13 protein-coding genes and 1 pseudogene are annotated in these 14,265 nt (G+C 74.6%); 11 read left to right on the forward strand and 3 right to left on the reverse strand.

Annotation, left to right across the window (positions count from 1 at the left end):
- Positions 1-152 precede the first annotated feature (152 nt).
- The gene (locus ACFV4N_RS29655) at positions 153-1,337 is read left to right on the forward strand and encodes a cytochrome P450 (protein ID WP_499675913.1); all 1,185 of its coding nucleotides are present in this window, start codon (positions 153-155) and stop codon (positions 1,335-1,337) included.
- Here ACFV4N_RS29655 and ACFV4N_RS29660 read toward each other — a convergent pair.
- Positions 1,313-2,353: an Acg family FMN-binding oxidoreductase gene (locus ACFV4N_RS29660; protein WP_499675914.1), complete on the reverse strand. Its 1,041-nt coding sequence runs from the start codon at positions 2,351-2,353 to the stop codon at positions 1,313-1,315. The two genes, ACFV4N_RS29655 and ACFV4N_RS29660, sit on opposite strands and share 25 nt — an antisense overlap.
- A gap of 146 nt (positions 2,354-2,499) precedes the next feature.
- On the opposite strand from ACFV4N_RS29660, the gene ACFV4N_RS29665 reads away from it, so the two are divergent.
- A complete protein-coding gene (locus tag ACFV4N_RS29665) occupies positions 2,500-4,185 on the forward strand; it encodes a sensor histidine kinase (protein WP_499675915.1) in 1,686 nt (561 codons plus the stop codon).
- Here the strand turns inward: ACFV4N_RS29665 and ACFV4N_RS29670 are convergent, their stop codons facing one another.
- Positions 4,186-4,839 (reverse strand): response regulator, encoded by a 654-nt coding sequence (locus tag ACFV4N_RS29670; protein ID WP_499675924.1) that lies wholly within the window; start codon positions 4,837-4,839, stop codon positions 4,186-4,188.
- Positions 4,840-5,032: 193 nt separating this feature from the next.
- Between ACFV4N_RS29670 and ACFV4N_RS29675 the strand changes: the two genes are divergently transcribed.
- From ACFV4N_RS29675 to ACFV4N_RS29715, 9 genes and pseudogenes are all read left to right on the forward strand, one after another.
- The gene (locus ACFV4N_RS29675; RefSeq protein WP_499675916.1) at positions 5,033-5,359 is read left to right on the forward strand and encodes a CBS domain-containing protein; all 327 of its coding nucleotides are present in this window, start codon (positions 5,033-5,035) and stop codon (positions 5,357-5,359) included.
- Positions 5,356-6,231: a universal stress protein gene (locus ACFV4N_RS29680; RefSeq protein ID WP_499675917.1), complete on the forward strand. Its 876-nt coding sequence runs from the start codon at positions 5,356-5,358 to the stop codon at positions 6,229-6,231. Before ACFV4N_RS29675 ends, ACFV4N_RS29680 begins: the two co-directional genes overlap by 4 nt.
- On the forward strand, positions 6,228-6,446 hold the full coding sequence (locus ACFV4N_RS29685; protein WP_499675918.1) for a DUF1918 domain-containing protein: 219 nt from the start codon (positions 6,228-6,230) through the stop codon (positions 6,444-6,446). The genes ACFV4N_RS29680 and ACFV4N_RS29685 overlap by 4 nt, the downstream gene beginning before the upstream one ends.
- A 96-nt stretch (positions 6,447-6,542) precedes the next feature.
- Positions 6,543-7,130, forward strand: coding sequence for a CBS domain-containing protein (locus ACFV4N_RS29690; RefSeq protein WP_499675925.1), 588 nt, complete (start codon positions 6,543-6,545; stop codon positions 7,128-7,130).
- A 188-nt stretch (positions 7,131-7,318) separates the two neighbouring features.
- Positions 7,319-8,362, forward strand: a pseudogene (locus tag ACFV4N_RS29695) (GNAT family N-acetyltransferase); the annotation flags it as partial.
- A 179-nt stretch (positions 8,363-8,541) separates the two neighbouring features.
- Positions 8,542-9,684: an acetate--CoA ligase family protein gene (locus ACFV4N_RS29700; RefSeq protein ID WP_499675919.1), complete on the forward strand. Its 1,143-nt coding sequence runs from the start codon at positions 8,542-8,544 to the stop codon at positions 9,682-9,684.
- A 278-nt stretch (positions 9,685-9,962) separates the two neighbouring features.
- Positions 9,963-10,412, forward strand: coding sequence for a universal stress protein (locus ACFV4N_RS29705; RefSeq protein WP_499675920.1), 450 nt, complete (start codon positions 9,963-9,965; stop codon positions 10,410-10,412).
- Positions 10,409-11,047: a CBS domain-containing protein gene (locus tag ACFV4N_RS29710; protein ID WP_499675921.1), complete on the forward strand. Its 639-nt coding sequence runs from the start codon at positions 10,409-10,411 to the stop codon at positions 11,045-11,047. Before ACFV4N_RS29705 ends, ACFV4N_RS29710 begins: the two co-directional genes overlap by 4 nt.
- On the forward strand, positions 11,028-13,541 hold the full coding sequence (locus ACFV4N_RS29715; RefSeq protein ID WP_499675922.1) for a cation-translocating P-type ATPase: 2,514 nt from the start codon (positions 11,028-11,030) through the stop codon (positions 13,539-13,541). The genes ACFV4N_RS29710 and ACFV4N_RS29715 overlap by 20 nt, the downstream gene beginning before the upstream one ends.
- A gap of 66 nt (positions 13,542-13,607) precedes the next feature.
- Here the strand turns inward: ACFV4N_RS29715 and ACFV4N_RS29720 are convergent, their stop codons facing one another.
- Complete coding sequence (locus ACFV4N_RS29720) at positions 13,608-13,838, reverse strand: hypothetical protein (RefSeq protein ID WP_499675923.1); 231 nt, start codon at positions 13,836-13,838, stop codon at positions 13,608-13,610.
- Positions 13,839-14,265 lie beyond the last annotated feature (427 nt).

The raw sequence follows: 14,265 nt of genomic DNA on the forward strand, positions 1-14,265 counted from the left end.
GTGTCCCCGGGTCAGCCGTCATCTCCTACCTCTCCGTCACCTGGGCGAACAGTGTCTCACCCGAAGGAAGTGGACGAAGAACCTCCACATCGGTACGGTCGAGAACAGGAACCGGAGGATTTTCCTCCACATACCGAGATCGGGGTGGAACCGTGACCGATCAGCTCCCCACCGCGCTGCCCATCACCCGCACCTGCCCCTACTCACCGCCGGAGGAGCACCTCCGGCTGCGGCGGGAGGCGCCGGTCTCCCGGGTGACCCTGCCCAGCGGCGCGGTGGTGTGGGCGTTGACGCGGCACGAGGACATCCGCGCGATGCTCACCGACCCCCGGTTCAGCTCCGACCGGCGCAACCCGGGCTTCCCGGTGCTGGTGCCGGGGCAGCGGGCCCTCGCCGGGTTCACGCCGTCCCTGATCGGCATGGACCCGCCGGAGCACGGCCCGGCGCGGCGCGCGGTCGTCGGCGAGTTCACCGTCCGGCGGATGGCCGCCCTGCGCCCGCGCGTCCAGCAGATCGTGGACGAGCACGTCGACGCGATGCTCGCCGGGCCCAAGCCGGTCGACCTGGTGAAGGCGCTGTCCCTGCCGGTGCCGTCGCTGGTCATCTGCGAACTGCTCGGCGTGCCCTACGCCGACCACGAGTTCTTCCAGAGCCGGTCGGCGCTGCTGCTGAAGCGGACGACCTCGGCGGAGGAGCGCGTCGGCGTCATCACGGACCTGCGCGCCTACCTCGGCGAGCTGATCGAGGCCAAGCGGGCGAACCCCGCCGACGACCTGCTCAGCCGCCAGGTCACCGCCTCCGACGACCGCGACCAGCTGGTCATGCTCGCGTTCCTGCTGCTCGTGGCCGGGCACGAGACCACGGCGAACATGATCTCGCTCGGCGTGCTGACCTTCCTCGAGCACCCCGAGCACGCCCGCGCGATCCGCCGGGACCCGGCGAAGACGCCGTTCGCGGTGGAGGAGCTGCTGCGCTACTACACGATCGCCGAGGTGGCGACGTCCCGCGTCGCGGTCGCCGACGCCGAGATCGGTGGCGTGCCGATCAAGGCGGGAGAGGGCGTGGTGGCGCTGAGCAACACGGGCAACCGCGACCCCGAGGTGTTCGAGCGGCCCGACGAGCTGGACCTCGGGCGCGGCGCCCGCCACCACCTGGCCTTCGGCTTCGGCCCGCACCAGTGCCTGGGCCAGAACCTCGCGCGGCTGGAGCTGGAGGTCGTGTTCGACACGCTGTTCCGCCGCATCCCCGACCTCCGCCCCGCCGTGCCGCTGGACGCCCTGCCGTTCAAGGACGACGCGAACGTCTACGGCATCTACGAGTTCCCGGTGACCTGGTAGGGGAGCGCGAGCGCCGACGGGTCCGGCCGGCCGCTGAACGCCCCGGTCGGGTCGGGCTCCTGCAGCAGGTCGGCCACGTCGCGGCGCGGACTGGGCGGCACGGGGGAGCCGAAGCCGATGCGCAGCACGGTCTGCGGCACGAGGGAGCCGCCCAGGACGCGGCGCAGTTCCGCGTGGGTCTGCCGGACCTCGATCGGCTGGGAGAGGAACGACGCGGACAGGCCGAGGGTGGTGGCCGTCAGCAGCACGCGTTGCAGCGCCTGCCCGGCTTGCAGCTGGCCCAGCGCCCCTTCGTGGAAGGAGTTGAGCACGGTGATCAGGGGGTCGGGCTCGTAGTCCTTGCCGGGCGGCCGTTCGGCGGCCTGGAAGTCGCGCAGCGCCCACTCGTCCTGCGGCGCGGGGCGCACGCCGCCCGATCGCGGCGGGACCCCGTCGGAGTCCCGCGGGCCGGTCCACGCGGCCAGTTCGGCGCGCACGGCGGGGTCCCGGGCCTGGACCCGGTGGGCTCGGGCGACCAGGTCCTGGAGGCGGGCGCGTTCCTCCCGGTCGGCGACCAGGTGCAGCCAGGCGCGTTCGCGTTCGGCGGCGCGGACGAGGGCGTGCCGGTGGGCGGTGGGGACGGGCGCGTCGTGGAAGGGTTTGCGGTTGGACCGCCGTTTCGGGATGGCCGCGATCAGCTCGCGGACCTCCGGGTCGGTGTCGCGGTGGCCGCCCCAGCGGACCACGGCCAGCGCGCCGGGGGCGTCCGCGCCGGGCAGCAGGGTGACCAGCGGCCGGATGCCGCGGGCGCGCAGGCCCAGGCGGAGGTTGAACAGGGCCGCGCCGCAGGACAGGCGCAGCTCGCGCCCGTCGGGGTCGGTGGCGGGCAGCGCGCGTTCGGGGTCGGCGTGCAGCTCGATGCGGTCCGGTCCGAGCCGGAACCGCCACGGCTGGGTGTTGTGCACGGACGGGGCCAGGGACGCGGCCCGCAGCACACCTTCCACTTCGTACGGCGCCAATCCGAACACCCCGCTCATGTCGTTCACCCCAACCACGTCGCCTGATCGCACCAACACCTCCACTGTCCGGTCCGCGGGCCGACCGGCACACGGTCGAAGGTCCTCGATCGGGGGAGCCGTCGGTCCCGCCGTGTTAGACCTTTCGGCACGCCCTTGGGATGCTGATGATCGTGGAGGAACACGAGCACCCCCGGCTGCTGGCCGGCCTGCGCCTGGACGAGCTGCTGGACGAGGTGCGCGAGCGGCTGACCGAGATCGCCTCGACCCGGGACAAGATGCAGGGCCTGCTGGACGCGGTGCTGGCGGTGGGCGCCGGGTTGGAGCTGGATTCCACGCTCCAGCGGATCGTGCAGGCCGCGGTGGAGCTGGTCGGGGCCCGCTACGGCGCGTTGGGCGTGCTGGGGACGCAGGACGACCTGTCGGAGTTCGTCTACGTGGGCATCGACCCGGAGACCCGGGCGCGGATGGGGCACTTGCCGCAGGGCAAGGGCCTGCTGGGGTTGTTGATCAAGGATCCGCGGGCGATCCGGTTGCACGACCTGACCGCGCACGAGGCGTCGGTGGGCTTCCCGCCCAACCACCCGCCGATGCACAGCTTCCTGGGTGTGCCGGTGCGGGTGCGCGAGGAGGTGTTCGGCAACCTCTACATGACCGAGAAGATCGACGGCGCGGACTTCACCCCGGACGACGAGGTGGTGCTCACGGCACTGGCGGCGGCAGCGGGCGTGGCGGTGGAGAACGCCCGGCTGTTCGAGCGGTCCCGGATGCGGGAGCGCTGGCTGGAGGCCACCGCCGAGGTCAACAGCGAACTGCTGGGCGGCGCGTCGGCCGAGGAGGCGTTGCGGCTGATCAGCACGCGCACGATGGAGCTGTCGCAGGCGTCGCTGTCACTGATCGTGCTGGTCGAGGAGGCCGCGCCTCGGCGGCTGCGCACGGCCGCCGGGGTGGGCGACCAGGTCCAGGCGCTGGTCGGCGGCCCGTTCACCGGCGCCGGGTCGTTCGTGGAGCAGGTGCTGGAGTCGGGCGCGCCGATGCTGATCGACGACCTGGAGGGCACGCTGGGGGACATCTCGGCGAACGTCGGGCCGGGGGTGGCGGTGCCGCTGCGCACCGGCACAGCGGTGACCGGGGTGCTGCTGGTCGCCCGGGACAAAGGTGGAACCCTGTTCACCGCTGAGCAGGTGCCGTTGCTGGCCTCGTTCGCCGATCAGGCGGCGGTGGCGTTGGAGTTCGCGGAGAACCAGCGGGCGCGTCGCCTGGTGGACCTGCTGGAGGACCGCGACCGGATCGCCCGCGACCTGCACGACCACGTCATCCAGCGCCTGTTCGCCACCGGCATGAGCCTGCAGGGCGCGCTGGGCTCGATCCGCGAGCCCAGGGTGCGGGAGCGGGTGCAGAAGGCCGTGGTCGGCCTGGACGAGACGGTGCTGGAGATCCGCACCTCGATCTTCGACCTCCAGGCGAGCGACGACGTCCCCGGTCTGCGGCGCAGGCTGCTGGACCTGGTCTCCGAGTTGACCGAGGACGTGCCGGTGACCCCGACGGTGCGGATGAGCGGGACGGTGGACAACTCGGTGCCCGAGCACGTCGCCGAGCACGCCGAGGCCGTGGTGCGCGAAGCCGTGAGCAACGTCGTGCGCCACGCCCGCGCGAACGGGTTCGTGCTCACCGTCGAGGCCGGCGCCGACCTGACCGTCAGCGTCGTCGACGACGGGATCGGGATACCCGAGCAGGTGGCCCGCAGCGGGCTGCGCAACCTGGAGCGACGCGCGGTCGAACTCGGCGGCACGTGCGCCGCCGTCGCCGAACCCGGCGGGGGCACCCGGCTGACCTGGCAGGTGCCGCTGTGATCACTCCTCGTCGTTCGCGGCGGGTTTGCGCAGCTTGGTCGCCAGCACGGCGGCCTGGGTGCGGCGCTCCAGCCCGAGTTTGGCCAGCAGGTGGGAGACGTAGTTCTTGACCGTCTTCTCGGCCAGGAACATCCTCTCGGCGATCTGCTTGTTGGTCAGGCCCTCGCCGATGTAGTCGAAAACGGTGCGTTCCTGCTCGGTCAACGACCGGGTGGGATCGCCCTGCTCGCGTTCGCGGCGGATGCGGTTGAGCAGGGCGGTGGTGGAGCGGGCGTCGAGCAGGGACCCGCCGGCGGCGACGGTGCGCACGGCGTTCTGCAGGTCGTGACCGAGGATGCGCTTGAGCACGAAGCCCGACGCGCCGGCCATGATCGCGTCGAACAGGGCCTCGTCGTCGGTGAACGAGGTCAGCATCAGGCACTTCAGCTCCGGCACCCGCGAGCGCAGCTCGCGGCACAGCTCGATGCCGTTGCCGTCGGGCAGCCGCACGTCCAGCACCGCCACCTCCGCGCCGCTGGCCGGCACCAGGGCCAGCGCCTCGGCCACCGAACCGGCCTCGCCGACCACCTGGAGGTCCTCGTCGGCGTTGAGCAACTCCCGCACCCCGACCCGGACCACCTCGTGGTCGTCGACCAAGAACACACGCGCCACCAGTCCCCGCCCTTCCTTCCGCCTGCCCCCAGGTTCGCCGGGGGAGGTCCCCCGGCACAGGGCCCAAAGACCCTGTCACAGCAGACCTGGGGTCCGCGAGCCCGACCGGTGGTCGTTGGTCCCTGCCCGGAGAGGACCAACGACCGCGTCGCCAGCCGAGGCGGCTGCCTAGCGTCGGTGGTGGAGGAGGTGCGCCATGAGGGCTTGCGACATCATGACCAGGCCGATCGTGGACGGATCGCGGCTGGTCGGCGTGGTCACCCGCCGTGACCTGGTGCGCGCGCTGGCCCGAACGGACGCCTCCATCGCCGCCGACGTGCGGGAACGGCTCGACGCCTACGGCGGGCCCGGCCGCTGGCCGGTGACCGTGCACGACGGCGAGGCCCTCGTGGGGTGCGCGCCCGCCGACGAGCGGACCTCCCGCGTCCTGGCGGCGCTGGCCGAGGCGGTCCCGGGCGTGGTGGGCGTGCGGATGACAGCGGAAGACGTGCGGACGACGCAACCAGGAGGAGGACTCCGATGAGTGACCCGATCGTGGTCGGTGTGGACGGATCGGCCTCGGCGCTCGCCGCCGTGCGGTGGGCGGCGGACGAGGCCGCCCGGCACCGCGTGCCGGTCAGGCTCGTGCACGCCTACCAACTGCCGACGCGCGGCTACCCGGAGATCGTGTTGACCGGGAACGAGGTCCGGCGGGCGTTCGAGGAGGCGGGCCGCGAACGGCTCGCCGAGGCCGAGCGGGCCGTCCTGGACGCCGCCCCCGAGGTCGAGGTCACGACCTCCCTCGTGGTCGACGGCCCGGCGCCCGCGCTGATCGAGGAGAGCCGCCGGGCGCGCCTGGTCGTGCTGGGGTCCCGGGGACTGGGCGGGTTCACCGGCCTGGTGGTCGGGTCGGTCGCCGTGGCGGTCTCCGCGCACGGCGCGTGCCCGGTGGTCGTGGTCCGGGAGCAGCCGCCCGCCGAAGGGCCCGTCGTGGTGGGCGTGGACGGCTCCGAGGTCAGCGAGCAGGCCGTGGCGTTCGCCTTCGAACAGGCGTCCGTGCGTGGCGCGCCCCTCACGGCGCTGCTGGCCTGGACCGATTTCCTGGTCGACAGCGCCTACGGCTCCCGCTTGACCGTCGACTGGTCGCAGGTGGAGGACGAGCAGCGCCGCCTGCTCGCCGAGCGCCTGGCCGGCTGGCAGGAGAAGTACCCGGACGTGCCGGTCACCCGGGTCGTCGTGCGCGACCGGCCCGTGCGCGCCCTGCTCCAGGCCGCCGACGGCGCCCGGCTGCTCGTGGTGGGCAGCCACGGCCTGGGCGGCTTCACCGGCATGCTCCTGGGCTCTACCAGCCAGGCCCTGCTGCACCACGCGCCGTGCCCCCTGGCCGTCGTGCGACCGGGGGAGGGGGAGCGGTGAAGGCCCGGGTGGGGGACTGGATCGTCATCGAGCGCGGCTCCACCGACCGGCCGGCCAGGCGCGGTCTGGTCGAGGAGGTCCGCCACGGCGACGGCACCCCGCCGTACGCGGTGCACTGGCTCGACACCGGCGCGCGGACCCTGGTCTTCCCCGGCCCGGACGCGCACGTCGTGTCGGCGGAAGAGGTGGCCGCGGCCCACGGGCGCGCCGGGTAGCGCGCCCCTGCGGACAGCCGGACGGGAACCCCCGCCCGTCCGGCGCCCCGCCATCGGCGTGGGCAACGGGAGATCGTGAGGTGTGCCGTGAAGGCGATGGACCTGATGACCACCGAGGTGGTCGTCGCACGACCGTGGACCCCGGTGGCGGAGGCGTCGCGGCTGCCGGCCGACACCGGCCTGACCACCCTGCCCGTGGTGGACCGCGACGGCGGGCTGGTCGGCGTGGTGGACGAGGCCGACCTGCTGCGCCACCGCGTGCCCCCGGACCCGAGGACGTTCGTGGGCGGGGAGCCCGCCGACCCGCTCGTCGCACCGGCACCGCTGGTCGCCGACGTCATGAGCGTCGACGTGGTGACCGCGACCCCGTGGACCCACCCGGCCGCCCTGGCGCGGCTCATGCTCGACCGGCACGTGCGCGTGCTGCCCGTGGTCGACCGCGGCCGGCTCGTCGGCGTGGTCGCCCGCAGCGACCTGCTGCGCAGCCTCGCCAGGACCGACGAGGTGATCGCCGAGGACGTGCGCGCCCACCTCGACCCGCACCTGTGGGCGGTGCGGGTCGTCGGCGGGGAGGTGCTGCTCACGGGAACCGGTGACCGCCCCACCGCCGTCGCCGCGGTGTCGGAGCTGCCGGGCGTGGCGGCCGTGCGCGTCGTGGGACCGGGGATCCCCCCGCCCCGGTGACGGCACACCGGGCCAATGTGCCGCCGGGGAGGTGGCAGCGGAGCCGAGGAGGAGATGTGGACGGCGAGATCCTGGCCGGTGCGGACGGGGCACCGGCATCGAGCACCACCCCGGCACGGCGTGGTCGTCGGCCCGGGGCAGCCGCCGTGACCGCGAGCCACCGCGCCCTGCTGGCGGACGGGTCGGTGGTGGCCCTGCGCGAACTGGGGCCGGCGGATGCCGACGCGCTGCTGGCGCTGCACCGCGACCTGCCGCTGGGCGACCGCTACCTGCGGTTCTTCAGCGCTTCGCCCCGGCGGTCGGAGGACTTCGTCGCCAGGTTGACGGCTCCCGGCGAAACCCGGCACGTGGCCGTCGGCGCCTTCGCGGGTGAGGACCTGGTGGGCGTGGCCAGTTACGTCCTGGAGACCGCCGACACCGCCGAGGTGGCCCTGGTCGTCTCGCACGAGCGCCAGTCCCACGGCGTGGGCACGCTCGTGCTGGAGCACCTGGTGTCGCTGGCCCGGCGGCGCGGCGTGCGGCGGTTCCACGCCGAGGTGCCGGCGGTGAACTCGCGGATGCTGCGGGTGTTCGCCGACCTCGGCCTGGTGGGCGAGACCACCCCGGACAGCGACGTGGTGCACGTGGACCTCGGGCTCGACCCGGTGGAGACCTACCTCGACGCGGTGGCCGACCGGGAGCTGGCCGCCGAGGTGGCGAGCCTGCGCCACGTGCTGCGGCCGGGGTCGGTCGTGGTGGTCGGCGCGGGGCGCAAGCGCTCCTCGGTGGGCAACGCGGTGCTCTACAACCTCGTCGTCGGCGGTTACCCGGGCGCGTTGTACGCGGTCAACCCGCACACCGACGGCATCCTCGTCGTGCCCTGCCGCGGCACCGTGGCTGACCTGCCCGAAGCGCCCGAGCCGGCGGTGGTGTGCGTGCCCGCCGCGGCGGTGCCGCGGGTGGCCGAGGACTGCGGCCGGCGCGGGGTGGCAGCGCTGGTGGTCATCACCTCGGGCGTGGACGCCGACGCGCTGCTGGAGGTGGTCCGCCGCCACGGCATGCGCCTGGTGGGCCCGAACTGCGTCGGCGTGTCCGCCACCGCGGCCAGGCTCGACGCCACCTTCACCCCCGGTCGCGTGCGTCGCGGCGGTATCGGCGTGGTCACCCAGTCCGGCGGTGTCGCCATCGCGGTGCTGGAGCAGCTGCACCGCCTCGGCCTGGGCACCACGGACCTGGTGTCGACCGGTGACGAGTACGACGTCAGCGGCAACGACCTGCTGCTGTGGTGGGAGCGCGACTCGGCAACCCGCGCAAGTTCTCGCGCCTGGCCCGCCGGGTCGCCCGCCGCAAGCCGGTGCTGGCCGCGGTGCACGCCACGCCGCTGCCCGCCGGCCGCCGGGTCGCCGTGCTGTCCAACGCGGGCGGCCTCGGCGTGCCGGCCGCCGACGCCTGCGTCCGGGAAGGGCTGTCCGTGGCCGACCTCCGACCGGCCACCACCGAGGCGCTCAGGGCGCTGCTGCCCGGCACGGCCGGCGTGCACGACCCGGTCGATACCACCGCGGTCGTGGACGAGGCCACCTTCGCCCGCTGCCTTGACCTGCTGGCCGCCGACCCCGACGTGGACGCCGTGGTCACCGTCACCGTGCCCACCGCCCTGGGCGACCCCGCCGGCGGCGTGCACCGCACCGCCAAGCCCGTTCTCGCGGTGAGCGCCGGCCAGGCCGCCCCGGTCTCGCTGCGGGAGGACGGCATCGCCGCCTACACCGACCCGGCCCGCGCCGCCGCCGTGCTGGCCCGGCTCGCCGACCGCGCCGAGTGGCTGCGCCGCTCCGCGCCCGAACCGGTGGAGCCGGACGTCGACCTCGCCACCGCGCGCGACGTCGTCACCGGGCACGACGGCTGGCTGTCACCCGATCAGGTGGTGCGCCTGCTCACGGCGTTCGGCCTGCCCGTGCTGGGCGGCGCGCTGGTGCGCGACGCCGCGTCCGCGGTCGCCGCGCAGCGGTCCTTCGGCGGGCCGGTCGCCCTCAAGGCCGTGGCCCGCGACCTGCTGCACAAGAGCAAGGGCGGTGGCGTGCTGCTCGACCTCGGCGAGGACGACGTCGCGGAGGGGTTCCGGGAGCTGCGCGACCGGTTCGGCGACCGGCTGACCGGCGTGTTCATCCAGCCCATGGCCGAACGGGGCCGGGAACTGCTCGTCGGCGTGGTCACCGACCCGGAGTTCGGGCCGCTCGTGGTCACCGGGCTGGGCGGCGTGGACACCGACGTGCTCGCCGACCGCGCCGCCGCCCTGGCCCCGTTGTCCGAGGTCGGCCTGGACGACCTGCTGCACGGCTTCCGCGCCGCGCCCGCGGTCTTCCGCGACCACGACCGGACCGCCGTGCGCGACGTGCTGCGCCGCGTGGCCCACCTGGCCGAACTGCTGCCCGAGGTCGTCGAGCTGGACATCAACCCCCTGGTCCTCGCCGGCGACCGGGTCGTCGCGGTGGACGCGCGCGTGCGCGTCACCCCGGCCGAGCCGGTCGACCCGTTCCTGCGCCGGCTGCGTGACGCGCGACCGCGCCCGACCACGTGAGCCCGTGAGCACCGGAACGCTCGCGGTCGGCACCGACCTCCCCGGGACGAAAGTCCCGATCGTGATGGGCCCACGGCCACTGACCTCGGCGTCCTCCCGAGGGGAGGCTGGGAGCAGGGCCGAGGAGACGTGAACCGCGAGAGCGCGGCGCGACCCCCGACCGGCCCTCCGACAACGGCGGTGTCGACGCCGGGACCGCTCCCGGCGGTGCACCGCACCGCGCACGACACGCCCGGCACGTGCCGGAGGTCGTCATCGACTTGGACGAGGTGTGAACCATGGACGCTGCCGCCCCGATCGTCGTCGGGATCGACGGGACCCCCGCGAGCGAGCGCGCACTGCGGTGGGCGATGGACGAAGCCCTGCAGCGGGGAGCGCCGCTGCACGTGGTCAACGCCTACGCCTACGAACCGCTGGCGGACTGGACCATGCTGACCGAGCAGGACGCCCGCGCCCGGTCGGAGGCGCTGGTGGAGGACGCGCTGCGCGAGGCCGCCGTGGGCAGGCTGGAGTTCCCGCGGATCATCCGCCACTGTGTGCGCGGACCCGCCGCCGAGGCGCTGGAGCAGCGGGCGCGCGGCGCGGCGATGCTGGTCGTCGCCGCCCACGGCGGCAGCCGGTTCCGGCAGGTGCTGATGGGCAGCACCAGCGCCCACTGCGTGCGGCACGCCGAGACCCCGGTCGTGGTGCTGCCCGCGACGGCCGACGAGCCGGCGGTGACCCGATGAGGGTGCGCGACGTGATGACCCGCGACGTGGTGACCGTCTCACCGGACACGTCGGTCCGCGACGCCGGAGCCCTGCTCGCCGCGCGCGGGTTCACGATGCTGCCCGTGGTGGACGGGCGCGGCGACCTGCTGGGCGTGCTCACCGAGGCCGAGGCGCTCGAGGACCGGCTCCCGGTGGACCCCCGCACGCTGGTGCACGGCGAACCGCCGCTCGGCAGGTCCCGCCCCGCGCGGGCCGTCCGCGACGTGATGGCCGAACCCGAGGTCGGAGCCACGCCCGACGCCGACGTCGCCGAGGTCGCGCGGCGGATGCTGGAGCGCGGCGCGCGCAGCGTCGCCGTCGTCGACGGCAGGCGCCTGGTCGGCGTGGTGACCCGCCGGGACATGCTGCGCGCGGTCAGCCGGGACGACCGGGCGCTGGAGGCCGAGGTCCGCCACCGGCTGTGCCGCTACGGCGGCCCGGACCGCTGGCAGGTCGACGTCACCGACGGCCGGGTGTCCATCGTGGACGCGCTGGACGACGAGTGCGACCGGCACGTGGCCGCGGTGCTGGCGGGCGCGGTCGCCGGCGTGGTGGACGTGCGCTTCCCCGAACCGGGCTCCACAGGGGTGGGACATGCCGTCGGCGACCGTTGAGCGCGAGGCCGCACCCCACGGCCTGCCCGTGCACGAGGTCGTGCTGCTGGCCGAGACCGACGCCGACGCCGGCCTGACCGGTGAGCTGGCCGCGCGGCGGCTCGCGGCGCTCGGGCCGAACACGCTGCCCGAGCGCCGCGGCCCCGGCCGGCTGCGGCGCTTCCTCGGCCAGTTCCACCACCCGCTGATCTACGTCCTGCTCGGCGCGGCGGCGCTGACCTTCGCCCTGGGCGAGGTCGTGGACGCCTCGGTCGTGCTCGGCGTGGTGCTGGTCAACGCCGTGGTCGGCCACCTCCAGGAGGTCCGCGCCGAACGCGCGCTGGACGCGCTGGTGGCGATGGTGCGGACCACGGCGACGGTGGTCCGCGACGGCGCGGTGGCACGCGTGGAGTCCGACCGGCTCGTGCCCGGCGACCTGGTGCTGCTGGAGGAGGGCGACCAGGTCCCGGCGGACCTGCGGCTGGTCGCGGTCCGCGAGCTGCGGGTGGACGAGTCGGCGCTGACCGGCGAGTCGCAGCCGGTGGCCAAGGACCCGCTGCCCGTGCCGCACGACGCCGCCCTGGCCGACCGCGTGGACATGGCCTACTCCGGCACGCTGGTCACCAGCGGCGGCGGGCGGGGCGTGGTCGTGGCCACGGGTGCGGACACCGAGATCGGGCGCGTGCACCGGCTGGTCGGGACGACCGAGGCGGTGCAGACGCCGCTGACGCGCAAGCTCGCCCGGTTCAGCAAGCTGCTGACGTGGGTCATCCTGGGCCTGGCGGTCGTCGCGGTCGCGGTCGGGGTGCTGCGCGGCGAGCCGCTGGCCGACATGGTCACCGCCGCCGTCGCCCTGGCCGTCGGCGCCATCCCCGAGGGCCTGCCCGCCGCCGTCACGGTGACGCTGGCCATCGGCGTGGCCCGGATGGCGCGGCGCAACGCGGTGATCCGGCGGCTGCCCGCCGTGGAGACGCTGGGCAGCACCACCGTGATCTGCACCGACAAGACCGGCACCCTCACCGCCAACGCCATGACCGTGCGCGAGGTCGTCGCCGGCGGCGAGCGGTGGCGGGTCGGCGGGGTGGGCTACGCGCCGCACGGCGACGCCCCGCCCGTGCCCGACGCCGTGCGCGAGGTCCTGCTGGCCGGGCTGGCGTGCAACGACGCCGACGTGGTCGAGCGGGACGGCCGCTGGACCCCGGTCGGCGACCCCACCGAGGCCGCGCTGGTCGTGGCCGCGCGCAAGGCGGGCATCACCGACGTGCCACTGCGGGTGGACGAGCTGCCGTTCACCTCGCAGCGCCGGTTCATGGCCACCCGCCACGCCGGCGGCGTGGTCTACCTCAAGGGCGCCGTCGAGCGCATCGCCGGGTTCACCGGGGGCCTCGACCACGCCGACGCCGCCCGCCTCGCCGGCGAGGGCCTGCGCGTGCTGGCGTTCGCCCGCGCGCACCTGCCGCTCGACGTCGAGCTGACCGAGGAAGCCCTGCGCGGACGCGCGGTGTTCCTCGGCCTGCAGGCGATGCACGACCCGCCCCGACCCGAGGCGCTGGACGCGGTCCGCGCCTGCCAGGCCGCCGGCATCGAGGTCCGCATGATCACCGGCGACCACCGCGCCACCGCCCGCGCCATCGCCGACCACTTCTCGCTGGCCGAGGACGCCGTGCACGCCCGCGTCTCGCCCGAGGAGAAGCTGCGGCTGGTCGAGGAGCTCCAGGCGCGGGGCGAGGTCGTCGCCATGACCGGCGACGGGGTCAACGACGCGCCCGCGGTGCGCCGGGCCGACATCGGCGTGGCCATGGGCCGCAGTGGCACCGAGGTCGCCAAGCAGGCCGCCGACATGGTCCTCACCGACGACAACTTCGCCACCATCCGCGCCGCCGTCGAGGAAGGCCGCGCGGTCTTCGACAACCTGCGCAAGTTCATCATCTGGACCCTGCCGACGAACATGGCCGAGGGCCTGGTCATCCTCACCGCGATCCTGCTGGGCACCGCCCTGCCGATCCTGCCGGTGCAGATCCTGTGGATCAACATGACCACCGCCGTCGCCCTCGGCCTCACCCTGGCCTTCGAACCCCGCGAACCCGACGTCATGCGACGCCCGCCCCTGCCGCCCTCGCTGCCCCTGCTCACCGGGGTCCTGGTCCAGCGCATCCTCCTCGTCTCCGCGGTCCTGCTGGCCGGCTCGTTCGCCGCGTTCCACCTCGCCGACGGCACCGTGGAGGAGGCGCGCACGCTCGCGGTCAACGTCTTCGTCGCCGCCCAGATCGCCTACCTGCTCAACTGCCGCTCGCTGGACCGCCCCCGACCGGGCGTGGGACTGCGAGCCAACCCCTGGCTGCCCGCCGGCATCGCGGTCACCGTCGTCCTCCAGCTGCTGTTCACCTACGCGCCGTTCATGAACGCCCTGTTCCACACCGCACCCCTCGGCTGGGAGTCGTGGGCGTTCGCGGCGGCCCTGGCACTGGTCGCCTACGGCGTGGTCGAGCTGGAGAAGTGGTGGCGCCGCCGCTGAAACCGGCGGACACCGACGCGACGAGGCCCGCCCCGGAACTCCGGGACGGGCCTCGTCACCGTGCGGTCACCTCGTCGCGGGCACGACCACCACGGGGCACGGCGCGTGCCGCAGGCAGTGCGTGACGACCCCGCCCGGCGCCACCCCGACCAGGTGGTTCCCGCCGAGCACCAGCAGCGTCGCCCGCCGCGCGGCCCCGGTCAGCACGTGGCCCGCGTCGCCCGCCGCCTCCACCGCGTCGCCCGTGCGCAGCGCCGCGCGGCTCGCGGGCGACCCGTCCACACCGACCAGGATCATGACGTCCTCCCATCTCCACCACCAGCGTCCGTTTCCCGGACCGGTCGCAGGAAGGCCGTAAGTCCTCGTTCGAGGAGACCTACGACTGCCACGTCGATCCGCTCGCGGTCCGCCGCTCGGGCAGGCGGTGCGTGATGGGGGAACCGGTCGTGGTCGACGTCGGGGGTTCGCGCACCGCGGCGCGCCCGTGCGGTGGTGCGGGAGCACGTGCTCCGCGTCATCCGGCGCCCTGTGACCGGACGATCCCGATCGGGGCACGAGACGCAGGAGCGCCGCGCGGGGTAACCCGGCGCGGCGCTCTTCGGCGTGCGTGTGTTCCGGTGGATCTACGAGTTCTCCAGCTCCTCGACCACTTCGGCGAGCGGGCGGCGGGGGGTGGCGGGCAGCGGGTCGGCGCCGAACGCGGCCCAGCCGACGCGCAGCACGA

It is taken from the genome of Actinosynnema sp. NPDC059797, from assembly GCF_042732085.1.
Lineage (GTDB): Bacteria > Actinomycetota > Actinomycetes > Mycobacteriales > Pseudonocardiaceae > Actinosynnema.